The organism is Streptomyces sp. NPDC104367 (genome assembly GCF_055583825.1).
The window spans coordinates 488,631-513,209 of sequence record NZ_JBVJND010000001.1; the positions used below are offsets into that span (position 1 = coordinate 488,631).

18 protein-coding genes and 1 pseudogene are annotated in these 24,579 nt (G+C 71.6%); 14 read left to right on the forward strand and 5 right to left on the reverse strand.

From position 1 onward, the window contains the following. Positions 1 to 5: 5 nt before the first annotated feature. Both ACZ619_RS02175 and ACZ619_RS02180 read right to left on the reverse strand, forming a co-directional pair. The gene (locus ACZ619_RS02175; RefSeq protein ID WP_469593044.1) at positions 6 to 881 is read right to left on the reverse strand and encodes an amidohydrolase family protein; all 876 of its coding nucleotides are present in this window, start codon (positions 879 to 881) and stop codon (positions 6 to 8) included. Beyond that, positions 881 to 1,798 (reverse strand): SDR family NAD(P)-dependent oxidoreductase, encoded by a 918-nt coding sequence (locus ACZ619_RS02180; RefSeq protein WP_469593046.1) that lies wholly within the window; start codon positions 1,796 to 1,798, stop codon positions 881 to 883. Before ACZ619_RS02180 ends, ACZ619_RS02175 begins: the two co-directional genes overlap by 1 nt. A gap of 188 nt (positions 1,799 to 1,986) precedes the next feature. Between ACZ619_RS02180 and ACZ619_RS02185 the strand changes: the two genes are divergently transcribed. Both ACZ619_RS02185 and ACZ619_RS02190 read left to right on the forward strand, forming a co-directional pair. Continuing rightward, on the forward strand, positions 1,987 to 2,406 hold the full coding sequence (locus ACZ619_RS02185) for a MarR family winged helix-turn-helix transcriptional regulator (protein ID WP_469593048.1): 420 nt from the start codon (positions 1,987 to 1,989) through the stop codon (positions 2,404 to 2,406). Further along, positions 2,403 to 3,149, forward strand: coding sequence for an IclR family transcriptional regulator (locus ACZ619_RS02190; RefSeq protein ID WP_469593050.1), 747 nt, complete (start codon positions 2,403 to 2,405; stop codon positions 3,147 to 3,149). The genes ACZ619_RS02185 and ACZ619_RS02190 overlap by 4 nt, the downstream gene beginning before the upstream one ends. A 206-nt stretch (positions 3,150 to 3,355) precedes the next feature. Here the strand turns inward: ACZ619_RS02190 and ACZ619_RS02195 are convergent. Together ACZ619_RS02195 and ACZ619_RS02200 are read right to left on the reverse strand one after the other, a co-directional pair. Then, positions 3,356 to 3,832, reverse strand: a pseudogene (locus tag ACZ619_RS02195) (sulfatase-like hydrolase/transferase); the annotation flags it as partial. Positions 3,833 to 3,873: 41 nt separating this feature from the next. Next, a complete protein-coding gene (locus ACZ619_RS02200) occupies positions 3,874 to 6,540 on the reverse strand; it encodes an FAD/NAD(P)-binding protein (protein WP_469593051.1) in 2,667 nt (888 codons plus the stop codon). 319 nt (positions 6,541 to 6,859) lie between these two features. On the opposite strand from ACZ619_RS02200, the gene ACZ619_RS02205 reads away from it, so the two are divergent. Together ACZ619_RS02205 and ACZ619_RS02210 are read left to right on the forward strand one after the other, a co-directional pair. Continuing rightward, on the forward strand, positions 6,860 to 8,107 hold the full coding sequence (locus ACZ619_RS02205; protein ID WP_469593053.1) for a L,D-transpeptidase: 1,248 nt from the start codon (positions 6,860 to 6,862) through the stop codon (positions 8,105 to 8,107). A 202-nt stretch (positions 8,108 to 8,309) separates the two neighbouring features. Further along, positions 8,310 to 9,722: a glycoside hydrolase family 16 protein gene (locus ACZ619_RS02210; RefSeq protein WP_469593055.1), complete on the forward strand. Its 1,413-nt coding sequence runs from the start codon at positions 8,310 to 8,312 to the stop codon at positions 9,720 to 9,722. 76 nt (positions 9,723 to 9,798) lie between these two features. Here the strand turns inward: ACZ619_RS02210 and ACZ619_RS02215 are convergent, their stop codons facing one another. Then, entirely contained in the window at positions 9,799 to 10,695 is an 897-nt protein-coding gene (locus ACZ619_RS02215; RefSeq protein ID WP_469593057.1) for a helix-turn-helix domain-containing protein, read from the reverse strand. 145 nt (positions 10,696 to 10,840) lie between these two features. On the opposite strand from ACZ619_RS02215, the gene tkt reads away from it, so the two are divergent. The 10 genes from tkt to ACZ619_RS02265 all read left to right on the forward strand — a co-directional run bounded on the left by tkt (position 10,841) and on the right by ACZ619_RS02265 (position 24,564). After that, positions 10,841 to 12,919 carry a transketolase gene (gene tkt / locus ACZ619_RS02220; RefSeq protein WP_469593058.1) on the forward strand — a complete coding sequence of 693 codons (2,079 nt, stop codon included), beginning with the start codon at positions 10,841 to 10,843 and terminating at the stop codon, positions 12,917 to 12,919. A 32-nt stretch (positions 12,920 to 12,951) separates the two neighbouring features. After that, a complete protein-coding gene (tal, locus tag ACZ619_RS02225) occupies positions 12,952 to 14,094 on the forward strand; it encodes a transaldolase (protein WP_469593060.1) in 1,143 nt (380 codons plus the stop codon). Then, positions 14,094 to 15,662, forward strand: a complete 1,569-nt coding sequence (gene zwf, locus ACZ619_RS02230; protein ID WP_469593062.1) for a glucose-6-phosphate dehydrogenase — start codon at positions 14,094 to 14,096, stop codon at positions 15,660 to 15,662. Before tal ends, zwf begins: the two co-directional genes overlap by 1 nt. Beyond that, positions 15,659 to 16,594, forward strand: coding sequence for a glucose-6-phosphate dehydrogenase assembly protein OpcA (opcA, locus tag ACZ619_RS02235; RefSeq protein WP_469593064.1), 936 nt, complete (start codon positions 15,659 to 15,661; stop codon positions 16,592 to 16,594). The genes zwf and opcA overlap by 4 nt, the downstream gene beginning before the upstream one ends. Beyond that, a complete protein-coding gene (gene pgi, locus ACZ619_RS02240; protein WP_469593066.1) occupies positions 16,587 to 18,236 on the forward strand; it encodes a glucose-6-phosphate isomerase in 1,650 nt (549 codons plus the stop codon). Before opcA ends, pgi begins: the two co-directional genes overlap by 8 nt. Positions 18,237 to 18,241: 5 nt before the next feature. Beyond that, on the forward strand, positions 18,242 to 19,120 hold the full coding sequence (gene gnd / locus ACZ619_RS02245) for a phosphogluconate dehydrogenase (NAD(+)-dependent, decarboxylating) (protein ID WP_469593274.1): 879 nt from the start codon (positions 18,242 to 18,244) through the stop codon (positions 19,118 to 19,120). A gap of 6 nt (positions 19,121 to 19,126) precedes the next feature. Next, entirely contained in the window at positions 19,127 to 19,720 is a 594-nt protein-coding gene (locus ACZ619_RS02250) for a histidine phosphatase family protein (RefSeq protein ID WP_469593067.1), read from the forward strand. Positions 19,721 to 19,937: 217 nt separating this feature from the next. Next, positions 19,938 to 21,182: an ROK family transcriptional regulator gene (locus tag ACZ619_RS02255; protein ID WP_469593069.1), complete on the forward strand. Its 1,245-nt coding sequence runs from the start codon at positions 19,938 to 19,940 to the stop codon at positions 21,180 to 21,182. Positions 21,183 to 21,201: 19 nt separating this feature from the next. Then, entirely contained in the window at positions 21,202 to 23,037 is a 1,836-nt protein-coding gene (locus tag ACZ619_RS02260; protein WP_469593071.1) for a glycoside hydrolase, read from the forward strand. 261 nt (positions 23,038 to 23,298) lie between these two features. Beyond that, positions 23,299 to 24,564, forward strand: coding sequence for an ABC transporter substrate-binding protein (locus ACZ619_RS02265; protein ID WP_469593072.1), 1,266 nt, complete (start codon positions 23,299 to 23,301; stop codon positions 24,562 to 24,564). Positions 24,565 to 24,579 lie beyond the last annotated feature (15 nt).

Here is a 24,579-nt window from a genome sequence, read left to right on the forward strand (position 1 = left end):
GCCCCCTACGGCTTGGTCAGCCCGAGCAGACGGGCGGCGTTCTCCTTGAGGATCTTCGGCCGGACCTCGTCCTTGATCGGCAGCTTCGCGAAGTCGGCGAGCCACCGGTCGGGGGTGAGGACGGGGAAGTCCGAGCCGAAGAGGACCTTGTCCTTCAGCAGCGTGTTGGCGTACTGCACCAGCTGCGGCGGGAAGTACTTGGGCGACCAGCCCGAGAGGTCGATGTGGACGCCCGGCTTGTGGGTGGCGACGGCGAGCGCCTCGTCCTGCCAGGGGAACGAGGGGTGCGCCAGGATGATCTTCAGGTGCGGGAAGTCGGCGGCGACGTCGTCCACGTGGAGCGGGTTGGAGTACTTCAGCCGGATCCCGCCGCCGCCCGGGACGCCGGCCCCGATGCCGGTCTGGCCGGTGTGGAAGAGGGCGATGGTGCCGGTCTCCTCGATCACCTCGTAGAGGGCGTAGGCGACCGCGCGGTCGTTCGGGAAGAAGCCCTGGATGCTGGGGTGGAACTTGAAGCCCCTGACCCCGTACTCCTCGACCAGGCGGCGGGCCTGCTTCACGCCCGCCTTGCCGCGGAAGGGGTCGACGGAGGCGAAGGGGATCAGCACGTCGGCGTTGGCGGCCGCGGCCTCGGCGACCTCCTCGTTGGGGACGGGCGGGGTGCCGGTCGCGGACTCGGCGTCCACCGTGAAGATCACGGCGGCCATGTTCCGCTCCCGGTAGTGGGCGGCGGTCTCCTCGATGGTGGGCCTGCGCGCGCCCTCGACCTTGAAGTAGGCGGAGGAGGCGTCGTGCAGGTCGTCGTCGAGGGAGGAGTGGCCCCGGGAGGAGACCTCGGCGTGCGTGTGGACGTCGATCGCGGTGAGTGCCTCGATGTCCATCACGCCTCCGGGACCACGGGCGCGGGGATGCCCACGGTCTGGAGTTCGGCGCCGACCGAGGCGGTGAAGGCGGCGGCCAGGGTGTCCGGGGTCCAGCCGCCGTCGGCGTAGGCCGCCCGGATCTCCTGGGGGTGGGACCACAGTGCCACCTTGTCGCCGCCGATGCCGATCGCCTGGCCGGTGACGGAGCGGGCGGCCTCGGAGGCGAGGAAGGGGACGAGGGCCGCGCAGTCCTCGGGGGTGCCGAAGCCCTCGCCCTTGCGGAGGAAGTCGGGGAGCGGCTCGCCGTTCTTCAGGGCCTCGACGTACGGGGCGAAGACGGGGATGGTCTCGGTCATCGCGGTGGCGGCCACCGGGACGATCGCGTTGACGGTGATGCCCGCCCGGCCCAGCTCCATCGACCAGGTGCGGGCCATGGCGGCGATGCCGGCCTTGGCGGCGGCGTAGTTGGTCTGGCCGAAGTTGCCGCGCTGGCCGGCCGGGGAGCCGACCAGGATCAGGGTGCCGCCCCCGCCCTGCTCGCGCATCCGTACGGCGGCGGCGCGGGCGCAGGTGAAGGTGCCCTTGAGGTGGGTGGTGACCACGGCGTCGAAGTCGTCGTCGGTCATCTTCCAGAGCACCTTGTCGCGCAGGATGCCCGCGTTGGTGACCAGCACGTCGAGGCGGCCGAACTCCTGGACCGCCCGGTCGACGAGCCGGTCGGCGGCCTCGGCCGTGCCGACCGGGACCACCTCGGCGACGGCGGTGCCGCCGGCCTCGGTGATGGACTTCACGGCCTGCTCGGCGACGGCTTCGTCGACGTCGTTGACGACCACGCGGGCGCCGTGGGCGGCGAGGGCGTGGGCGTAGGCGAGGCCGAGGCCCCGGCCGCTGCCGGTGACGACGGCGGCCTTGCCGGTGAGATCGATGGTGGGCACGGGCGGATCCCTTTCACGGAGGGGGACGGCTGCGAGATCGAAGCTAAGAGCAATAATTGTTGACGTCAATAGTTGTTGGTGACCTATGGGTGCGTCATGCTGGAATCACCGGAACGCATCGAGCCAGGGAGCCAGCCATCACACGCCAGCACGCCACACCACAGCCCATCGACGCGGACGAGCCGTGGATGCGCGGGCTGCACGCCGACACCGGCTACCTGCTGTACCGCCTGGGGCTGCGTTCGGGGCAGCTCTTCAACACGTTCCTCCAGGAGTCGGGGGTCAGACTGCGCCACTACGCGGTGCTGCGCTTCCTCGCCACGTCGGACGGCGTGCTCCAGCGCGAGCTGAGCACCCGGCTGGGCTACGACCCGAGCGCGATCGTCGGCCTGGTCGACGACCTGGAGAAGCTGGCCTTCGCCGAGCGCCGCCCCTCCCCCGACGACCGCCGCAGCCGGATCGTCGTCCTCACCGAGGCGGGCCGGGAGTTCCTGCGGGACACCGACGAGGCCGGCCAGCGCGTGACGAACGACCTGCTGGGCCCGCTGGACGCCGCCGAGCGCCGGGCGCTGCACGCGCTGCTGCTGCGCGTGGCCGACCGGCCATGACCGCCGCCAGGTCCGCGCCCGAGCGGCTGCTCGCGGTCCTGGCCGCCTTCGACCACCGTCATCCGGCCCTCAGCCTCACCGGCATCAGCCGCCGGGCCGGGCTCTCCCTGACCACCGCGCACCGGCTGGCCGGCGCGCTCACCGCGTGGGGCGCGCTGGAGCGGGACCCGGACGGCGTCTACCACGTGGGGCTGCGGCTGTGGGAGGTGGCCGCGCTCGCTCCGCGGGGCCTGGCGCTGCGCCAGATCGCGCTGCCGTTCCTGGAGGACCTCTACGAGGCGACGCACGAGAACGTGCAGCTGGCGGTACGGGACGGGGCCGAGGTCGTCTACATCGAGTGGCTGTCGGGGCGGTCGGCGGTGGGCGTGCACATCCGGGTCGGCGCCCGCTGGCCGCTGCACGCGACGGGCGTGGGGCTGGCCCTGCTCGCGCACGAGACGCCCGACTTCCAACAGGACTACTGCGCGGGCCCGTTGGCATCCTTCACGCCGTACACCCTCACCGATCCGGCCCGGTTGCGCCGCTCGCTCGCCGAAGTGCGGCGCACGGGCGTCGCGGTGAGCAGCCGTCAGGTGACCGACGACGCGCTGTCGGTGGCGGCACCGGTGCACGGGGCGGCCGGCCGGCCGGTCGCGGCCGTGTCGGTCGTGGTGCCCCACGCCGACGCCCAGGTACCGGTACTGGTCCCCGCGGTCCGCCTGGCGTCCCGCGGCATCTCCCGGGCCCTGGGCTGGCGGCCGTGACGGGCGGGCCGGGCAGCACCTCCGCAGCCCGGCGGCACATCCGCCCTTGCCGGGTGGACTCCCCCGGCCGCCCGGGGCGTCCAGGGTGAGCCGGGCGGCGTCCTGCGGGCGCGCGGCGCCTCGGCGAAGGTGAAGTCCTGCTCGGTGAGCGCGTCCTGGCCGCCCGGCCCCCAGGAGTTGTTCCGCACGGTCGCGTGGCCGCCGTGCAGGCCGGAAAGCAGGGAGCAGCGGGAGGGGACGCACACCGGGGCGGGCGCGTAGGCGTCGGTGGAGCGCGGTCCTTCGGCGGCGAGGGCGTCCGTGCGCGGGGTGTGCATCAGCTTCCGGCCGTAGGAGCCGAGTTCGCCGTAGCCGAGGTCGTCGGCGAGGATCACGACGAAGTCGAGCCGGTCCGGCGGCGACTGCGCGGCGGGTACGGCCGCGGCGGGCCGGGCGTCCGCGCGGGCGGGCCGCGCCCGGTCGCCGTCCTCGCACCCGGAGACCGCCGCGAGCGCGACGGGCGCGGCGGCGGCCCCGGTGAGGAAGCGGCGGCGGCTGGGCATGGGCCCCGGGGTGACGGCGCCGTGTGCTCCTGGACCGACAGTGGCCGGAGCCGTCCGTCCAGGACCACGCACACGCTGTGAACGCTCTGCTGCGACTCGGGAGAGGGAATTGGCCGGCCGGAGGTTCCCTCTCCACGACATCGGAATGATCACGAACGCGTGCGCGGACTGCGCCGCCGGGTTCAGGAGGGCAGGGCCGCGCGCAGCCTCAGGTCGCGCGGTGCCGGCTTGCGGTCCAGACGGGTGTCCAGGAGCCGGCGGGCGGCGTCGCAGCGGCCGGCCGCGACGAGCGCGTGGAGCAGGGTCTCCTCCACCACCTCGCGCTGGGCCGCACTGCCGCCGACCTTGTGCAGCACGGGCAGCAGGGCGTCGAGGCCGCGGGCCGCCTCGTGGAAGCGTTCCTCGACGAGCGCCGCGAACGCCTCGCACAGCGGCACGACGACCGTGCGCTGCACCGGGTCGGCGCCCGCCGCGTGGTCGCGCAGCCGGCGCAGCGCCGGCAGGTCGCCGGCCGCGGTGAGGGCGACGGCCGCGTGCAGCGCGGTGAAGGCCGTCGCGGGCCGCTCCAGCACCTCCCGGGCCACGGAGTCCAGCACGTCGGCCGTGGGCAGGTCGCCGTCCCAGCTGTCGCTGAGCCGCGCCCGCCACAGCAGCGAGCCGGAGTCCACCAGCGCCCGTATGCCGCGCACCCGGCCCGGCGCGAGCTGGGTGAACCAGCGGCGGCGGACGGCGGCCGGGTCGTCCAGGGCGAGTTCGTGCAGGGCGATGTGCCAGGAGAAGTGCGCCCGGTGCACGGCGCCCCGGCCCCGCCCGGACACCCACCTGTCGAGCCAGTCCCGGCCCGCCTCGTACGCCCCGCTCTCGTAGTGGACGTGGGTCAGGGCGTGCACCGCGTGCCCGGAGGCCGGCTCGGCGGCCAGCGCGCGGTGGGCCAGCTCGCCCGCCTCGTGCAGCCGCCCCTGCTCCTGGCGCAGGAAGGCCAGCAGCGAGGTGTGGAACCAGTGCCCGTCGTGGGCGGGCGAGGTCAGTTCGAGCAGTTCCAGGGCGTCGTCGTCGTGCAGGTCGCTCACGCCGGAGAACGCGATGGTCGGCACGGCGGCCGCGAGCGCCAGCGCGTCGCCCGGGTGCTCCCGCAGATGCCGTACGAGCGCCGCGTCGCCGTCCTCGCCGGTGATCCGGCGGGTGACCACCTCGACGAAGGACCGCTCCCGTTCGTCGGCGTGTTCGCGGGCGCTGCGCTGGGCGTCGGCGAGGGCGCGGGGCACGTCGACGGCGGCGGCGCACTCGTGGCCGAGCAGGGCGAGCGTGGCGTGGCCGAGGGCGAAGCCGGGGTCGAGGGCGACGGCGCGGGCCAGGGCCTCCTCGGCGCCGGAGCGGACCTTGAGGACCCGGTCGAGACCGCCGCGGTAGGCGGCGGCCGCCTCGGCGTGGGTGGACAGGGGCCGGCCGTGGCCGTCCTCCGGGCGCCGCGCGGACCGCCTGGGGCGTGGCTCCGGCAGCAGGCGCCGGGCGAGTTCGGCGGCCTGGACGCGGATCTCGGGGATCGCGGTGGTCTCCCAGAGTTCGCCGCGGCGCGGGGCGCCGAGCGTGAACAGGGGCAGTCCGCAGCGGCCCCGGGCGTCGAGGAGCTGTCCTTCGTGGGTGGCCGCGCCCATGCCGAGCGGGCCGGGGGCGGCGAGCCCCGCGGTGAACAGGGTCTGCCACAGGGGCGCGTCGAGACGGCGGCCGGGTCCTGTGCAGTCCACCACCCAGCCGACCCGCAGGGCCTGGCCGTCGGAGAGTTCGACGGTGAGGGAGCCGTCCTCGGCGGTGCGGGCGCCCACCACGGAACCGGTGTGGACGTGCAGCCGGCGGGCGGTGCGGGCGCGGGAGACGCGCTCGGCGGTGGTGGGGGCCATCCGGTGGCGGTGGGTGTTCCACAGGGCGCCCTCCCGGGCCAGGAACTCCTCGCGTTCCGGCGGGGTGAGGCTGTGCCACAGGCGGGCGGTGTGCGGGCGGAGGCTGTCCAGGCCGGGGCGCCAGTCGCCGTGGGTGCGGACCGAGCGGCTCACATGGCGGTAGACGGCGCGGCGGAGCCGGCCCAGCGAGGTGTCGCCGAGGTCCTCCGGGGCGGGCATGGCGCCGGCCGGACCGAGGGCGTGCGGCTGGGGCAGCAGCCCGCTGCGGGAGAGGGCGTGCACGGTGCGGCCGGGGCGGTCGAGGGTGAGGGCGAGGTCGACGGCGGTCAGCCCGGTGCCGACCAGCAGGACGTCGTCGGTGCCGGCCGCGGCCCCGGCGAGGGCGTCCGGGGCCCACGGGTCGCGGACGAAGCGGGGCGAGGCGCGCAGGGCGGCCGGGGCCCAGCCCGCGGTGGTGGCGGCGGGGCCGGTGGCGAGGACCGCGCCGTCCGCGAGGAGCGCACCCCCGTCGGCCAGGCGGAGTTCCACCCGGCCGTCGGGGGTGCCGGTACACTCCTGCGCGCTCGTGCGCAGCCGGCGTACGGCGACCGTGCCGTGGGCGCGGACGAGGGCCTGGCCGAGGGTGTCGGCGAGGTAGGCGCCGTAGCGGTAGCGGGTGGCGAAGTCGGCGCCGGTGACGGTGGGTTCGCCGTGCCGGCACAGCCAGCGGACGAAGTGCCCGGGGTCGTCCGGGTAGGCGCTCATGTTGCCGGCGGGCACGTTGAGGCGGTGCCGGGGGTCACGGGTGGCGTAGGCGGTGCCCCGGCCCGCTTCCGGGGCCGGGTCGATCAGGACGAGATCGAGCGGAGTCCGGCGGCGGTGGGCGGTCTCGCAGAGCTGGACGGCGGTGAGGGCACCTGCCGCTCCGGCTCCGACGACGGCCAGGCTGGGCCGCTTGCGGACGTCGGTCACGGATTACCTCCGGCGGGGTCGGCGTACTGATTCTTCACTATTCCGATCGGTTAGGTGGGAAAGCCATCCCGGGCGGGGGATCTCACCGGAAAATCAGGCCGCCGCTCGGCCGTTCATACTCTGTTCACGATCGCGGGCGGGGACAACCCGGGTTCCGGCCGACTCGGGTCCGCCCGGCGCGCCGCCCCCCGCGACCGCGCAGGGTGACGTCCCGGCTCCTCATCGGAATCTCAGGGAGCGCCCCCGGCATTCAAAGGAACCACCCATACAACGGGCGCAGGATGCGCAGACACAGGTGGACAAGTCAGGAAGGCGTGTCGTGGGCGTCCAGCACATATCGAACGGGTCCGGACGGCTGTCGGGGAAGTGGTCCCGGCGCGGGATCCTCGCCGCTCTCGGCGCGGTGCCCGCCGGGGCCGCGCTGGCCGGATGCAGTTCCTCCGCGGACGCCTCGCCCTCGACGGACGGCAAGGGTGCCACGGCCTCGGCGAAGTCCGCCGCCAAGAAGGCCACGATCACGGTCACGCCCGCCTCCGGCACCAGGAAGGCCGGCTTCGGCAGCCCGGTCGAGGTCACGGTCGCCGACGGCACGCTGGCCTCCGTGACCGTCGAGGGCAACGACGGCTCGACGCTCTCCGGCGCCTTCAACGACGCGAAGACCAAGTGGACCTCGGCCCGGAACCCGTACTCGGGGACGAAGTACACGGTGACCGCGAAGGCGCGGGGCGCGAGCGACGAGACGGTGACGACCTTCACCACCAAGTCCCCCGGCGCCACGTTCGTCGGCTACTTCACGCCCGAGGCGGACTCCACGTCCGGCGTGGGCATGCCGGTGTCGCTCAACTTCACGCACGCGGTCGCGGACCGGGCCGCGGTCCAGAAGGCGATCACCGTGACCGCCGAGCCGGAGGTCGAGATCGTCGGCCACTGGTTCAGCGACACCCGGCTCGACTTCCGCCCGGAGACCTACTGGGCGTCCGGCACCAAGATCACCCTCAGTCTGCGGCTGAAGGACGTCGAGGGCACGGACGGCGTCTACGGCGTGCAGTCGAAGGACGTCACCTTCCACATCGGCCGCGAGCAGATCAGCACCGTCGACCTGTCCACCAAGGAGATGGTCGTCAAACGGGACGGCGCCACCCACGCCACCTACCCGGTCTCCGGCGGCAACTCCCAGCACACCACCTGGTCCGGGATCATGGTGATCAGCGAGCGGTTCAAGCAGACCCGGATGGAGTCCTCCACGGTCGGGCTCGGCGACGAGTACGACATCTCCGACGTCCCGCACGCCCAGCGCCTGACCACGTCGGGCACCTTCGTGCACGGCAACTACTGGGCGTCCACCTCGGTCTTCGGCAACGAGAACACCAGCCACGGCTGTGTCGGCCTGCACGACGCGAAGGGCGCGAGCGACTCCTCGGTCGCCGGCTACAAGTTCTACGAGAGCTCGATGCTCGGCGACGTGGTGATCGTCAGGAACTCCGGCGAGAAGACCGTGGAGGCCTCCAACGGCCTCAACGGCTGGAACCTGTCCTGGGCGGACTGGAAGGCGGGCAGCGCCGCCTGACGGGCCGGGCCGGAAACCCTCCGGCGAGGGGGCGGCTTCAGAGCGTGAACTCGCTTGATAAACAAGGAGATTCTTTGTTTTAACTCTTGACGGCCGCAGGCACGGAGAGCACATTGGGCCCACTTTGAGAGCGCTCTCAGAACGATCTGGCGCTCTCGGAGCACCCACCCGCGCACCCCCTCCGTACCCGAGAGGCACCCCCATGAGCGAAACCTCCGGTATACCCCCCGCGGACCACAGACGGCGGCGCTCCTTCCGGCGCGCCCTCGTCGCCGTTCTCGCCACGATGGGCCTGGCGGCCGCGCTCGCCACGACCGCCACCCTGCCCGCCAGCGCCTCGGCACCCAGCGTGCCGTCGGGCTGGAGCCAGGTCTTCCTGGACGACTTCACCGGCACCGCCGGGACCGGCGTCAACACCTCCAACTGGCAGTACGACACCGGGACCTCGTATTCCGGCGGCGCGGCCAACTGGGGCACCGGCGAGGTCGAGACCATGACCTCGTCCACCACCAACGTCGCCCTCGACGGCAGCGGCAACCTGAAGATCACCCCGGTGCGGGACTCGTCCGGCAACTGGACGTCCGGCCGCATCGAGACCACCCGCACCGACTTCCAGCCCCCGGCCGGCGGCAAGCTGCGCGTCGAGGCCAGGATCCAGATGCCGAACGTCACCGGCACCGCCGCCTACGGCTACTGGCCGGCGTTCTGGATGCTGGGCGCGCCCTACCGGGGCAACTACCAGAACTGGCCGAGCGTCGGCGAGCTGGACATCATGGAGAACGTGCAGGGCCTGAACACGGTCTGGGCCACCATGCACTGCGGCACCAACCCCGGCGGCCCCTGCAACGAGACGACGGGCCTGGGCAGTTCGACCGCGTGTCCCAACACCACCTGCCAGTCCGGCTTCCACACCTACACGATGGAGTGGGACCGCTCGGTGAGCCCCGAGGCGATCCGCTTCTACGTGGACGGCGTCAACTACCAGACGGTCACCGCCAGTCAGGTCGACGCCACCACCTGGGCGAACGCCACGAACCACGGCTTCTTCGTCATCCTGAACGTGGCCATGGGCGGCGGCTTCCCGGACGCGTTCGGCGGCGGCCCGACCAGCGCCACCGAGTCCGGCCACCCGATGGTCGTGGACTACGTCCAGGTGCTGCAGGCCAGTGGGAGCGGTACCACCAGCTCGCCGACGACCGGCAGCCGGGACGCCTACAGCGCGATCCAGGCCGAGTCGTACGACAGCCAGTCCGGCGTCACCGCAGAGACCACCACGGACACCGGCGGCGGCCAGGACATCGGCTACATCGCCAACGGCGACTGGGCGCTCTACAAGGGGGTCGACTTCGACTCCACGGCGGCCACCCAGTTCTACGCCCGGGTGGCGAGCGGCGCGGCCACCGGGGTGAGCGGCACGGTCGAGGTACGGCTGGACAGTCCGTCCAACTCCCCCATCGGCAGCTTCTCGGTGGCCAACACCGGGGGCTGGCAGACATGGACCACGGTCCCGGCCAACATCAGCTCGGTGACGGGCACCCACGACGTGTACCTCACCTTCAGCAGCGGCCAGTCCGCGGACTTCCTGAACCTGAACTGGTTCGACTTCGGCCACTGACGGCCGGCCCGGCGGTGCCCCGCGCGCGGTGTCGCGCGGGGCACTCACGCGTCGCCGGGACCGGGCCGCCGCGTGTCTACCGCAGTTCCGCCCGGAAGGCCACCGGGGTCTGGCCGGTGTGGAGCTGGAAGAACTTGGAGAAGTTCGCGGCGTCGGGGAAGCCGACGGCCGCGCCGACACGGCCGATGGGCAGGTCCGTGTGGGCGAGCAGGCGCTTGGCCTCCAGGACCACCCGCTTGTCGATGAAGCCCTTCGGGGTCTCGCCGGTCGCGGCCCGGACCGCCCGGACCAGGGTGCGGCGTGAGTAGCCGAGGGCGTCCGCGTAGGCGCTGACGCTGTGGTTGGTGGCGAAGTCCTTCTCGACCGCGTCCCTGAAGAGGGTGAAGGTCGTGTCGGCCTGTCTGCGGGCCGCCTCCGCCGAGCTGGCGGCCAGGTGCGCGAGGCGCAGCAGGAACGCCGTGAGGGTGTGCCGCAGCACCGACGCGTGCAGGCTGGGCGGCAGCGTCTCGGTGTCCTCGTACTCGCGCCGCAGGTTCGCGAGCGAGGCCTGGAGCGCGGTGAGCCGCGCGGGGCCGGGGCTGAGCAGCGGCGGCAGGTCGTAGCGGTAGAGGCCGGTCGCCTCGACCGTGGCCCGGGGCAGGAAACCGGGCTGCATGGTCAGGACGGTTCCGCGGTACTCACTGGTGCGCGAGAACCGGTGCACCTGGCCGGGGCGGATCCACAGCAGGTCGCCGGCCCGTGCCTCGTACTCCGCGAAGTCGATCATGTGGTGCACCGGCCCCCCGGTGAACAGCATGACCACGTGGAAGTCGATGCGGTGGACGCGCTCCAGCGGGGCGTCCGCGTGCCAGCGGCGGCCGGTGCCCATCGGGCCGACCTGGATGCCGACCCCGCCGACGCTCAGATCCACCGGGAAGGGGAGCGTCCTGATCCCGTCACCGTCACCCGCCCCGCCGGGCGTTCTGTCCGCCATGTCCCTGTCGTGCCGTTCCTGCCGATGATCCGTGTCCCACTTTCACCACAGGCTGACACACTCCGACCTTCCTTCTTAAAACTCAGACTTTTACTTTTGAACGCGTCAGGGCAGCCAGACCGCTTCGAACGAGGACTTCTTGAAGATGAGCACGCAGACAGCAGACGGCTTCGAGTGGACCGACCTCGACCGCCGTGCGGTGGACACAGCCCGTCTTCTCGCGGCCGACGCGGTGCAGAAGGTCGGCAACGGACACCCCGGCACGGCGATGAGCCTGGCCCCTGCCGCGTACACGATCTTTCAGAAGGTGATGCGACACGATCCGGCCGATCCCGAGTGGACGGGCCGGGACCGTTTCGTCCTCTCCCCCGGGCACACCTCGCTGACCCTCTACACCCAGCTCTTCCTCGCCGGGTACGAGGTCGAACTGGACGACCTCAAGGCGTTCCGGACGCACGGCTCGAAGACCCCGGGCCACCCGGAGTACGGCCACACCGCGGGCGTCGAGACCACCACGGGACCGCTCGGCCAGGGCGTCGCCAACGCCGTCGGCATGGCGATGGCCGCCCGCTACGAGCGCGGCCTCTTCGACCCGGAGGCCCCCGAGGGCGGCTCCCCCTTCGACCACATGATCTGGGCGATCGTCTCCGACGGCGACCTGGAGGAGGGCGTCTCCGCCGAGGCCTCCTCGCTGGCCGGCCACCAGAGGCTCGGCAACCTGGTCCTCGTCTACGACGACAACCACATCTCCATCGAGGGCGACACCGCGACCGCCTTCTCCGAGGACGTGCTGGGGCGGTACGCGGCCTACGGCTGGCACACCCAGCGCATCGAGCCGACCGCCGAGGGCGACGTCGACGTACCGGCCCTGCACACGGCGCTGGAGGCCGCGCGGGCCGAGACCGGCCGCCCCTCGATCATCGCCATGCGCACGATCATCGCCTGGCCCGCCCCGAACGCGCGGAACACCGAGGCCTCCCACGGCTCCGCGCTCGGCGCCGAGGAGATCGCCGCCACCAAGCGGCTGCTCGGCTTCGACCCGGAGCGCAGCTTCGAGGTCGCCGACGAGGTCCTGGCCCACACCCGCCGCGCCCTGGACCGGGGCGCCGAGGCCCACGCGGCCTGGGACAAGCGCGTCGCCGAGTGGCGCGCCGACAACGAGCGGCGTGCCGCGCTCTTCGACCGCGTGCTCGCGGGCCAGCTCCCCGAGGGCTGGGAATCCGCGCTCCCCGTCTTCGAGGAGGGCACCTCCGTCGCCACCCGGGCCGCCTCCGGCAAGGTCCTCCAGTCGCTCGGCCCGGTGCTGCCCGAGCTGTGGGGCGGCTCCGCCGACCTCGCGGGCTCCAACAACACCACCATCGACAAGACGTCCTCCTTCCTGCCGGAGGGCAACCCGCTGCCCGAGGCCGACCCGTACGGCCGAACCGTCCACTTCGGCATCCGCGAGTTCTCGATGGCCGCCGAGATGAACGGCATCGCCCTGCACGGCAACACCCGGATCTACGGCGGCACCTTCCTGGTCTTCTCCGACTACATGCGCAACGCGGTCCGCATGTCGGCCCTGATGCAGCTGCCCGTGACGTACGTCTGGACGCACGACTCCATCGGCCTCGGCGAGGACGGCCCGACCCACCAGCCGGTCGAGCACCTCGCCTCGCTGCGCGCGATCCCGGGCCTGAACGTCGTCCGCCCGGCCGACGCCAACGAGACCGCGACGGCCTGGGCCGAGATCCTGAAGAGGCACGCCACGCGTCCCGCCCCGCACGGGCTCGCGCTGACCCGCCAGGGCGTGCCGACGTACGCGCCGGACCCGGACGCGGCCCGGGGCGGCTACGTACTGCGCGAGTCGTCCACCGAGACCCCGGAGGTGATCGTCATCGCCACCGGTTCCGAGGTGCACCTCGCCGTCGCGGCGCGGGACCTCCTGGAGGCCGAGGGCATCGGCACCCGGGTGGTGTCCATGCCGTCCGTGGAGTGGTTCGAGGAGCAGCCCCGCGAGTACCGCGACGGCGTCCTGCCGCCGGCCGTGCGGGCGCGGGTCGCCGTCGAGGCCGGGATCGGCCTGACCTGGTACCGCTTCGTGGGCGACGCCGGCCGGATCGTCTCCCTGGAGCACTTCGGTGCCTCCGCCGACGCCGGGACCCTGTTCGCCGAGTTCGGCTTCACCCCCGAGAACGTGGCCGCGAAGGCCCGCGAGTCCCTCGCCGCCACCCGTACCGCCTGATCAACCAGCCAGAACAGTTCCAGAAGAGGAAGATGATCACTGTGAGCGAAGCAACCGCGACCGCGGGAGCACTGAAGCGCCTTACCGACGAGGGCGTCTCGATCTGGCTGGACGACCTGTCGCGCAAGCGGATCAGCACCGGCAACCTGGCCGAGCTGGTCGCCACGAGGAACGTGGTGGGCGTCACCACCAACCCGTCGATCTTCCAGGCCGCGATCGGCTCCGGCGAGGGGTACGAGGAGCAGCTGGCCGACCTGGCCGTGCGGGGCGTCACCGTCGACGAGGCCGTGCGGATGATGACGACCGCGGACGTGCGGGCCGCCGCCGACGTCCTGCGTCCGGTGTACGACGCGTCGCACGGCGTGGACGGCCGCGTCTCCATCGAGGTCGACCCCCGCCTCGCCCACGACACCGCCGCCACCGTCGCCGAGGCGCGGCAGCTGGCCTGGCTGGTCGACCGCCCCAACGTGATGATCAAGATCCCGGCGACGAAGGCCGGTCTCCCGGCGATCACCGAGGTCATCGGGCAGGGCATCAGCGTCAACGTCACGCTGATCTTCTCCCTGGAGCGCTACCGCGAGGTCATGGCCGCCTACCTGGCCGGCCTGGAGAAGGCCGCCGCCAAGGGCCTGGACCTCTCCGCCGTCCACTCGGTGGCCTCCTTCTTCGTCTCCCGCGTCGACGCCGAGATCGACAAGCGGCTGACCGTCCTCGGCACGGACGACGCGCTCGCGCTCCGGGGCAGGGCCGCGCTGGCCAACGCGCGGCTCGCCTACGAGGCGTACGAGCAGGTCTTCGCCGGGGACCGCTGGGCGCCCCTCCAGGCCGCGGGCGCGAACCGGCAGCGCCCCCTGTGGGCCTCCACCGGCGTCAAGGACCCGGCGTACAAGGACACCCTCTACGTCGACGAGCTGGTCGCCCCCGGCACCGTGAACACCATGCCGGAGGGGACGCTGAACGCGACCGCCGACCACGGTGACATCCACGGCGACACGGTGACCGGCGGCTACGAGCGGGCCCGCGCCGACCTGGCCGCCGTCGAGGCGCTCGGCATCTCCTACGACGAGGTCGTGGGCAGGCTGGAGGACGAGGGCGTCGCCAAGTTCGCGGTGGCCTGGCAGGACCTGCTGGACGCCGTCACGAAGTCCCTGGACAGCAAGGGAGTTGACGCGTAATGAGCGAGACCGCCAAGGAGGCGCGGGTGCCGGTGGCACCCGCCGCCGACTGGGACAACCCGTTGCGGGACGCCCGCGACCGGCGGCTGCCGAGGATCGCGGGCCCCTCGGGCCTGGTCATCTTCGGTGTGACCGGAGACCTGTCCCGCAAGAAGCTGATGCCGGCCGTCTACGACCTGGCCAACCGCGGTCTGCTGCCGCCGGGCTTCTCACTCGTCGGCTTCGCCCGCCGCGACTGGGAGGACCAGGACTTCGCGCAGGTCGTCCACGACGCGGTGCGCGAGCACTCCCGGACCCCGTTCCGCGAGGAGGTCTGGCAGCAGCTGGCCGAGGGCATGCGGTTCATCCCCGGCGACTTCGACGACGACACGGCGTTCAAGCAGCTCAAGGCGGCCGTCGACGAGCTGGACGGCTCCCGGGGCACCGGCGGCAACTTCGCCTTCTACCTCTCCGTGCCGCCGAAGTTCTTCCCCAAGGTCGTCCAGCAGCTGAAGAAGGTCGGTCTGGCGACCCCGCCGGCCGGGTCCTGGCGGCGGGCGGTCATCGAGAAGCCGTTCGGGCACGACCTGGCGTCGGCGCAGGACCTCAACGCGGTCGTGCACGACGTGTTCGACCCGGACCAGGTGTTCCGGATCGACCACTACCTCGGCAAGGAGACCGTCCAGAACATCCTGGCGCTGCGCTTCGCCAACCAGATGTACGAGCCGATCTGGAACCGGTCGTACGTCGACCACGTGCAGATCACCATGGCGGAGGACATCGGCATCGGCGGCCGGGCCGGTTACTACGACGGCATCGGCTCGGCCCGGGACGTCATCCAGAACCACCTGCTCCAGCTGATGGCGCTCACCGCCATGGAGGAGCCGATCGCGTTCGACGCGGACGCGCTGCTCACCGAGAAGCTGAAGGTCCTCAAGTCGGTGCGGCTGCCGGAGGAGCTGGGCCGGCACACCGTGCGCGGCCAGTACGCGACCGGCTGGCAGGGCGGCGAGAAGGTCATCGGCTACCTCGACGAGGACGGCATCGACCCGAACTCGAAGACCGACACCTACGCGGCGGTCAAGCTGGGCATCGACAACCGCCGTTGGGCGGGCGTCCCGTTCTACCTGCGCACCGGCAAGCGGCTGGGCCGCCGGGTGACCGAGATCGCGGTCGTCTTCAAGCGGGCCCCGCACTCGCCGTTCGACTCGACGGCGACCGAGGAACTCGGCTCCAACGCGATCGTCATCCGGGTCCAGCCCGACGAGGGCATGACCGTCCGGTTCGGCTCCAAGGTGCCCGGCACCTCGATGGAGATCCGGGACGTGACGATGGACTTCGCCTACGGCGAGTCGTTCACGGAGTCCAGCCCGGAGGCGTACGAGCGGCTCATCCTGGACGTGCTGCTCGGCGACGCCAATCTGTTCCCCCGTCACCAGGAAGTGGAAGAGTCCTGGAAGATCCTCGACCCGATCGAGACGTACTGGGCGGAGCACGGCAGGCCCGCGCAGTACGAGTCGGGCAGCTGGGGACCCAAGGAAGCGGACGAGATGCTCGCACGAGACGGACGGAGCTGGCGCAGGCCATGAAGATCGACCTGACCGACACCACGGCAAGCAAGATCAACAAGGCGCTGGTGCAGGGTCGCCGCGCCATCGGAACCCCTGCGGTGGGCATGGTCCTGACGATGGTCATCGTCACGGACGAGGAGAACGCCTACGACTCGATCAAGGCGGCCGAGCAGGCCTCGCACGAGCACCCCTCGCGCACCCTGGTCGTCATCAAGCGGCACGCGCGCACCCTGCGCGACCGCACCACCTCCCGCCTGGACGCGGAGGTCAGGGTCGGCTCCGAGGCCGGCACCGGCGAGACGGTCGTGCTGCGCACCTACGGCGACGTCTCCGACCACGCCGACTCGGTGGTGCTGCCGCTGCTGCTGCCCGACGCCCCGGTGGTCGTGTGGTGGCCGGTGGAGGCGCCCGAGACGCCGTCCAAGGACCCGCTGGGCGCGCTGGCGCAGCGCAGGATCACCGACCTGTACGCGGTCGAGCAGCCGATGCGGGTGCTGGAGAGCCGCGCCCGCAGCTACGCGCCGGGCGACACCGACCTCGCCTGGACCCGGCTCACCCTGTGGCGGTCCATGCTGGCCGCCGCCCTCGACCAGGCCCGGGTGGAGGTGACCTCGGCGGCCGTCGAGGCCGAGGCGGACAACCCCAGCGCCGAACTCCTCGCCCGCTGGCTCGGGGCCCGGCTCAAGGTCCGGGTGGACCGCGTGGTCTCGCCCGGCCCGGTGGTCACGGCCGTACGGCTCGGCACCGCGAACGGCGAGATCGTCATCGACCGCCCCGAGGGCCCGCTCGCCACCCTGACCCTGCCGGGCCAGCCGCCGCGCACCCTCGCCCTCAAGGTCCGCCAGACCTCGGAACTCATCGCCGAGGAGCTCCGCCGCCTCGACGCCGACGAGATGTACGCCGTCGCCCTGCGCGGCGAGGGCACCAAGGAGAACCCCTCCCATGCCTGACACCCCCGCCGGCCCCCGGCTCACGCGGCGGCCCGAGTGGACCGCGCTGGAGGACCACCGGGCCGAGGGCCGGCCCGTCCTGCGTGAGCTGTTCGCGGCCGACCCGGCGCGCGCCGAGCGCTACGTCGTCCGCGTCGGCGATCTGCACATCGACTACAGCAAGCACCTGATCACGGACGAGACCCTCGCCCTGCTCCAGGAACTGGCCGCCGCCACCGACGTGTCCGGGCTGCGGGACGCCATGTTCCGCGGCGAGCGGATCAACGTCACCGAGGACCGGGCGGTGCTGCACACCGCGCTGCGGGCGCCGCGGGACGCGGTGGTCGAGGTCGACGGCGTGAACGTCGTGCCGCAGGTGCACGCGGTCCTGGACAAGATGGGCGCCTTCGCCGACCGGGTCCGCTCGGGCGAGTGGACCGGCCACACCGGCAGGCGCATCCGCAACGTCGTCAACATCGGCATCGGCGGCTCCGACCTCGGTCCGGCGATGGCGTACGAGGCGCTGCGCGCCTTCACGGCACGGGAGTTGACGTTCCGCTTCGTCTCCAACGTGGACGGCGCCGACCTGCACGAGGCGACCCACGGCCTGGACCCGGCGGAGACGCTGTTCATCGTGGCGTCCAAGACGTTCACCACCATCGAGACGATCACCAACGCCACCTCGGCGCGCGCCTGGCTGCTCGACGGCCTCGGGGGCGACGACAAGGCGGTGGCCAAGCACTTCGTGGCCCTGTCCACGAACGCCGGCAAGGTCACCGAGTTCGGCATCGACCCGGACAACATGTTCGAGTTCTGGGACTGGGTCGGCGGCCGCTACTCCTACGACTCGGCGATCGGCCTCTCGCTGATGATCGCCATCGGCCCGGACCGGTTCCGCGAGATGCTCGACGGCTTCCACCTGGTCGACGAGCACTTCCGCACCGCCCCCGCCGAGTCCAACGCGCCGCTCCTGCTCGGCCTGCTGGGCATCTGGTACGGCAACTTCCACGACGCCCAGTCGCACGCGGTGCTGCCGTACAGCCACTACCTCTCCAAGTTCACCGCCTACCTCCAGCAGCTGGACATGGAGTCCAACGGCAAGTCGGTGGACCGGGACGGCGACCCGGTGCGGTGGCAGACGGGTCCGGTGGTGTGGGGCACGCCCGGCACCAACGGGCAGCACGCGTACTACCAGTTGATCCACCAGGGCACGAAGCTGATCCCGGCGGACTTCATCGGCTTCGCCGAGCCGGTGGCCGAGCTGAGCGGCGAACTCAGGGCCCAGCACGACCTGCTGATGGCGAACTTCTTCGCGCAGACACAGGCGCTGGCCTTCGGCAAGACCGCCGACGAGGTCCGCGCGGAGGGCGTCGCCGAGGAACTGGTTCCACACAAGACCTTCCAGGGCAACCGCCCGACGACGACCGTCCTCGCCCGCGAACTGACCCCGTCGGTCCTCGGCCAGCTGGTCGCCCTCTACGAGCACAAGGTGTTCGTGCAGGGCGCGGTCTGGGACATCGACTCCTTCGACCAGTGGGGCGTGGAGCTGGGCAAGGTCCTGGCCAAGCGCATCGAGCCCGCGCTGACCGAGGGCGCCGACGTCCCCGGCCTCGACGCGTCCACCAGGGCTCTCGTCTCGACGTACCGCACACTCAGGAAGTGAATGACATGCAGCTCGGACTGATCGGTCTCGGCAAGATGGGCGGCAACATGCGCGAGCGGATCCGCCGCGCGGGGCACACCGTCATCGGCTACGACCGCAACCCCGACGTCTCCGACGTCAAGAGCCTCGAAGAACTGGTCGAGAAGCTCGACGCCCCGCGCGTGGTGTGGGTGATGGTCCCGGCGGGCCACGCCACCCAGTCCGTCGTCGACGAGCTCAAGGACCTGCTGTCCGAGGGCGACACGGTGGTCGACGGCGGCAACTCCCGCTGGACGGACGACGAGAAGCACGCCGCCGAACTGGCGATCAAGGGCATCGGCTTCGTCGACGCCGGTGTCTCCGGCGGTGTGTGGGGCCTGGAGAACGGCTACGCCCTGATGGTCGGCGGCGACAAGCAGCACGTGGAGCGGCTCCAGCCGATCTTCGAGGCGCTCAAGCCGGAGGGCCCGTACGGCTACGTGCACGCCGGCAAGGTGGGCGCGGGGCACTTCTCCAAGATGGTCCACAACGGCATCGAGTACGCGATGATGCAGGCCTACGCCGAGGGCTGGGAGCTGCTGGAGAAGGTCAAGTCGGTGGACAACGTCCGCGAGGTGTTCCGGTCCTGGCAGGAGGGCACGGTCATCCGTTCCTGGCTGCTCGACCTCGCGGTCAACGCGCTGGACGACGACGAGCACCTGGACCGGCTCAAGGGCTTCGCGCAGGACTCCGGTGAGGGCCGCTGGACGGTCGAGGCCGCCATCGACAACGCGGTGCCGCTGCCGGCGATCACCGCCTCGCTCTTCGCCCGGTTCGCCTCCCGTCAGGACGACTCGCCGCAGATGAAGATGATCGCGGCGCTGCGCAACCAGTTCGGCGGCCACGCCGTCGAGTCCAAGGAGTAGTGCGCCGTGGGGGACCTTCTCCTGGTCCGCCACGGTGAGACGGAGTGGAGCAGGTCGGGCCGGCACACCAGCTGGACCGATCTGCCCCTGACCGGGCACGGCGAGGAACAGGCCAAGTCGCTCGCCCCGCTGCTCACCGGCCGGACCTACGCACTGGCCCTGGCCAGCCCGCTGGACCGGGCCGCCCGGACGGCCGAACTGGCCGGTCTTTCCGGGGTCGTTCCCGAGCCCGACCTGCACGAATGGGACTACGGCGGCTACGAGGGCATCACCACGGTGGATATCCACCGCACCCGCCCCGACTGGTACCTGTGGACCGACGGCGTCCCGCCGGGCCCGCAGGGCCACCCCGGTGAGTCGCCGCGGGAGGTCGGAGAGCGGGCGGACCGGGTGCTCGCCCGGGTGGACGCGGCGCTGGCACGGGACGACGGCGATGTGGTGCTGGTGGCCCACGCGCACTTCCTGCGTGTGCTGACGGCCCGCCGGCTCGGGCTGCCGCCCGCCGAGGGACGGTTGTTCCAGCTGGCGACCGGTACGGTCAGCCGGCTGTCCCTGGAGCACGGCCGGCCCGTGATCACCGAGTGGAACAGAATGCCTTAGAAAGCTGTGTGACGGCCCGTCGGTGACAACCGGCGGGCCGTTTCCGCGTGTTGGCCGACCGGCCGGATCGGCCCCGGTGCGGGCCGCCTGTGCGAAGAGTTTCTACGGCCCCTTTCCTAACCCCTTGTCGAAAGTCCCGCCAAGCCCATAGCCTGGCGCCGCGCCGGTGCCGTCGTACGTCCCGGCCCGGTCGTGTCGGGATGGGAGGGGCAGCCGCGTGAAGCGCACATCGCGTGACATCCGCACCGCGAACCGCTACGAGGTGCTGCGCCAGATCATCGCCGAGTCGCCCACCTCCCGGCAGGAGCTGGCGGCCGCCACCGGACTGAGCGTGGCCACGGTCGCCACCCTGGTCGGCGAGCTGCTGGACCTGCGGATGATCACCGAGGTCGGCTTCGAGGACTCCGCGGGCGGCCGGCCCCGGGGGCTGGTGGCGGTCAACGCGTCGGGCGGCGCCCTGATCGGCGTCGACATGGCCGAGACGTACGTCCGCGTCGAGCTGTTCGACCTCGGACTGAACGTGCTGGCCCGGGCGGTGGAGGACCTGCGCCCCGGCGAGAGCCGCCCCGAGCAGGCGGTCGCCCATGTGGCCACGGCCGTCGGCTCGGTGGTCGCCCAGGCCGGTGTCGAGGGCGCCCGGGTGCTCGGCGTCGGGGTGAGCGTGCCGGGACAGGTCGACCGGGACACCGGGATCGCCGAGTACGCGCCCAACTGGGACTGGCACGACGTGCCGTTGCTCGACCTGCTCGCCGAGCACATCGCCTACCCGCTCTACCTGGACAACCCGCTGCGGGCGAGCGCGGTGGCCGAGCTGTGGTTCGGGGCGGCGCGCGGGCGCGAGGACGCCGTGGTGGTGAACCTCGGCACCGGGGTCGGGGCCGGACTGGTCCTGGCCGGCGGGCTGTACCGGGGCGTGAGCAACAGCGCCGGCGAGTGGGGTCACACCACGCTGGTGCTGGACGGGCGGCTGTGCCACTGCGGCAACCACGGCTGCGTGGAGACCTATGTCGGCGCCCCCGGCATCATGCTCAACCTGCGCGAACTCAGCCCGCGTTCCACGCTGTTGCACCCGGAGGACCAGACGGCGACCGTCGACGCCCTGGCCCGCGGGGTGGGCGCGGGCGATCCGGTGGCCGTCAAGGTCGTCCGCGACACCGCCCGTTACCTGGGCGCGGGCATCTCGGACCTGGTGAACCTGTTCAACCCCGAGGTGGTCGTGCTCAGCAGCTGGGTGGCCAGGAAGCTGGGCGCGCCGCTGCTCGACGAGGTGCGCGAGGCCGTCCGCCGGCACGCGCTCAGGCGGCCGTTCGCCGCCACCGAGATCGTCCTCTCCCCCGTCCCGACCGACCCGGTCTGCCTGGGCGCGGCCACCTTCGCGCTGGAGGGCGCCCTCCAGTCGGTGGGCCAGAGGACCCCCAAACGCACCACCCCCGCACGGAGCCGTACCGCACCGCCTTCATGACGACGGAAGGGATGCCGTTTTGACCCGCACCAGGAGATCGGTCCTCACCACGACCGCGGCCGCGCTGGCCGTGACCGGGGCCCTGCTCGGCTCGCCGCCCGCGAACGCCGCCGACACCGCCGGCGCCGCCGAGGTTTCCCCGCACGCCGCCCAGACCATCGACGACATCGGCGCCTCGGGCGCGTGGTGGGTCAACGACCTGCAGCACTTCGCCCCCGAGGTCCAGGCCCGGGTGGCGAGGCTGCTCTTCTCCGAGCAGGGCCTGAACCTGAGTTCGTACCGCTACAACATCGGCGGGGGCGGAGCGGGAGTCACCACCCCGGCCCGGGCCGCCGAGGACTTCCTGAACCCCGACGGCTCCTACGACTGGAGCCGAGACAAGGGCGGGCAGACCTTCCTCCGGTACGCCGCGAAGTACGGCGTCGAGGACCTGATCGGCTTCGTCAACAGCGCGCCCGCCCGGTGGACCACCAACGGGCAGAGCTGCGGAGGCCAGCTGAAGGCGGAGAACGAGGGCGACTTCGCCGGGTACGTCGCCGACGTCACCGACCACTTCGCCCGCAAGGGCGTGCGGCTGGACTACATCAGCCCCTTCAACGAGCCGGACAGCGACTTCGGTTCGTGCGGCCAGGAGGGCATGAAGGTCACCGTCGACCAGCGCGACGACATCGTGCGGGCGCTCGGCGCGGAGCAGCGGGCCCGGCACCAGAAGACGTCGGTCATCGCCGACGAGTCCAGCCAGACCACCCAGTTCGTCTCCGAGCTGCCGCAGTGGATCTCGCAGCCGGACACCGCGCAGTACGTCTCCGCGCTGGCGCACCACACGTACAACAACCCGGGCGACGGCCAGCTGGCCAACGTCTACGAGACGTCCAGGGCGGTCGGGAAGAAGTCCTGGGCCACCGAGATCTGCTGCTTCGGCAAGGGGTCGACGGGCTGGAACCAGGAGTACGACCCGTCCATCGACAACGCCCTGCTGATGTCCAGGATCATCTACAAGGACTTCGCGAGCGCCCACGACTCGGCCTTCCAGTGGTGGGTGGCCCTGGCCAGCGGCTACGGCAGCGACCCGGCCGCCAGGAACGACGAGGGCTGGAACGACGGCCTGATCTACTACGACCCCGACTACGCGACGAACGGCAACCAGACGCTGTACTTCACCAAGCGCTACTACGCGCTCGGCCAGTACAGCAGGTTCGTCACCCCGGGCTCGGTCGCGCACAACGTGACCGGGGCACCGGACGGCGTCGAGGTGTCGGCGTACGACCGCAAGGGCAAGTGGGTCGTGGTGGTCAACAACCACAACACCACGGACACGGCGCTGAGTCTGCACTTCAACAGCGGGACACCGGTGCGCGCCACGCAGGCCGTGCGCACGTCGGCCACCGAGGACTGGGCCAGGGTCGCGAAACCGTCGGTGAGTTCGGGCACGGTCTCGGCGACCCTCGCCGCCCGCTCCGTCACGACGTACGTCTTCGACCGCAAGGGACACGGCAGTTCGGCCGTGACCGGCGCGCTGGCGGGCAGGCAGTCCGGCAAGTGCCTGACGGCGGGCGCCGCCGGGGCCGCCATCGCCACCTGCACGGGCGCGGCGGACCAGTCGTGGTCGTATGCCGCCGACGGCACCCTGAAGGGCGCGAACGGCTATCTGACGGCCTCGGGTTCGGCCCTCACGACCACCGCCGACCCCACCGGCGACGCGAGCGGGCGCTGGCTCCTGAACGCCAACGGCCAGATCCTCAGCGAGGCGTCCGGCAAGTGCCTCGACGTGAGCGGGCAGGCCACCGCCGACGGCAGCAGGGTGATCCTCTACAGCTGCAACGGCGGTGCCAACGAGGCCTGGACCAGGCAGTAACGGCCACCGCTCCACCACGGACCGAGGGCCGCCGGCCACTCCCTGACCCGGCGGCCCTCAACTAGCTCCACTTCAGAGCCTGTTCGTCATTCCGAACCGGGTACAACGTTTCGCGCAGACTTCGTCCAACCTCTTGCCGAAGTATTAGCCGAAGGTTAACGTCCCGCTCCGCAGCGCAATTTCAGCCATCTGGTTCCCGAGGTTTTCAGGGCCTCACCCGGCCGCGAGCCGCAGCCGCTCTCGACAGACAAGGACGTCAGCATGTCGGCACTGAGCAACAACAACTGGTCCCGCCGTTCCATCTTCCGGGCGGCCGCGGGCATGGCCGCCGCCGGCACGCTGGCCGCGTGCGGCGGCAACAACGGGCGGGGCGGCGGCTCCGGGGCGGGCAAGCAGCTCACCCAGATGTTCCACGCGTACGGCGAGGCCGGCGTGGAGCAGGCGCTCAAGGGATACGCCGCCGACTACAAGAACGCGAACGTGACCACCCAGTGGATCACCAGCTCCGACTACGAGAGCAAGCTCTTCGCCACGCTGCTCACCAAGTCCGCGCCCGACGTGTTCGAGTTCCACCCGCAGATCCAGCTGGTGAAGAGCGGCCAGGTCGCGGACCTGAGCGACCTCATCGACCCGGTGAAGGACGACTTCAACCCGGCCGACATCAAGTCGCACACGGTCGACGGCAAGATCTACGGCATCCGGATGATCGACGACCCGCAGTTCTTCTTCTACCGGCCCTCGCTCTTCGAGAAGGCCGGGGTGAAGGTCCCGGAGACGCTCGACGAACTGATCGAGGCCGCCGCCAAGCTGACCACCAGCAAGACGAAGGGCCTCTTCCTCGGCAACGACCTGCACGCGATCATCAACCCGCTGATCTGGTCCGCGGGCGCCGACACCCTCGACGACAACAACCAGATCGCGTACCACACGGACGGCGTGGTCCAGGGCCTGAAGAAGATGCGCAAGCTGTTCACCAGCGGCGACCTGCTGCTCGGCGCCCCGACCGACTACTGGGACGCGTCCTCGCTCAACCAGGGCCTGTGTGCCATCCAGTTCTGCGGCATGTGGGCGATGCCGCAGTTCCAGAAGGTGCTCGGCGACGACCTCGGGGTCTTCCCCTTCCCGAAGACGATCGACTCCGGCAAGCAGTCCGTCTACAACGGCGGCTGGTCGATGTTCGTCAACGCCAAGGGCGACAACGTCGACGCGGCCAAGGAGTACGTCAAGTGGCTGTGGATCGACCAGAAGAAGGACCAGGAGGACTTCGCGACCTCGTACGGCTTCCACATCCCGCCGCGCTCCTCGATCGCCGCGTCCGCAAGCAAGCTCAAGTCGGGTCTGCCCGCCGAGGGCGTGAAGCTCTTCAACGAGTTCGGCCACTTCGACAACATCGGCTGGACCCAGGCGATGATCCAGGCGTCGTGGGACGTCCTGTCCAACTGCGTCCGCAAGTCCGGTGACCCGGAGAAGGCGCTCGACCAGTGCGACACGACCGTCAACCGCGAACTGAAGAAGCTCTTCGGATAAGCCGGACGGACCGGA

Coding starts and splice junctions, on each gene's coding strand:
- ACZ619_RS02175 (WP_469593044.1), bottom strand. CDS start 881: ATGGACATCGAGGCACTCACCGCGATCGACGTCCACACGCACGCCGAG.
- ACZ619_RS02185 (WP_469593048.1), top strand. CDS start 1,987: ATGCGCGGGCTGCACGCCGACACCGGCTACCTGCTGTACCGCCTGGGG.
- ACZ619_RS02190 (WP_469593050.1), top strand. CDS start 2,403: ATGACCGCCGCCAGGTCCGCGCCCGAGCGGCTGCTCGCGGTCCTGGCC.
- ACZ619_RS02210 (WP_469593055.1), top strand. CDS start 8,310: ATGAGCGAAACCTCCGGTATACCCCCCGCGGACCACAGACGGCGGCGC.
- ACZ619_RS02215 (WP_469593057.1), bottom strand. CDS start 10,695: ATGGCGGACAGAACGCCCGGCGGGGCGGGTGACGGTGACGGGATCAGG.
- tkt (WP_469593058.1), top strand. CDS start 10,841: ATGAGCACGCAGACAGCAGACGGCTTCGAGTGGACCGACCTCGACCGC.
- tal (WP_469593060.1), top strand. CDS start 12,952: ATGATCACTGTGAGCGAAGCAACCGCGACCGCGGGAGCACTGAAGCGC.
- zwf (WP_469593062.1), top strand. CDS start 14,094: ATGAGCGAGACCGCCAAGGAGGCGCGGGTGCCGGTGGCACCCGCCGCC.
- opcA (WP_469593064.1), top strand. CDS start 15,659: ATGAAGATCGACCTGACCGACACCACGGCAAGCAAGATCAACAAGGCG.
- pgi (WP_469593066.1), top strand. CDS start 16,587: ATGCCTGACACCCCCGCCGGCCCCCGGCTCACGCGGCGGCCCGAGTGG.
- gnd (WP_469593274.1), top strand. CDS start 18,242: ATGCAGCTCGGACTGATCGGTCTCGGCAAGATGGGCGGCAACATGCGC.
- ACZ619_RS02265 (WP_469593072.1), top strand. CDS start 23,299: ATGTCGGCACTGAGCAACAACAACTGGTCCCGCCGTTCCATCTTCCGG.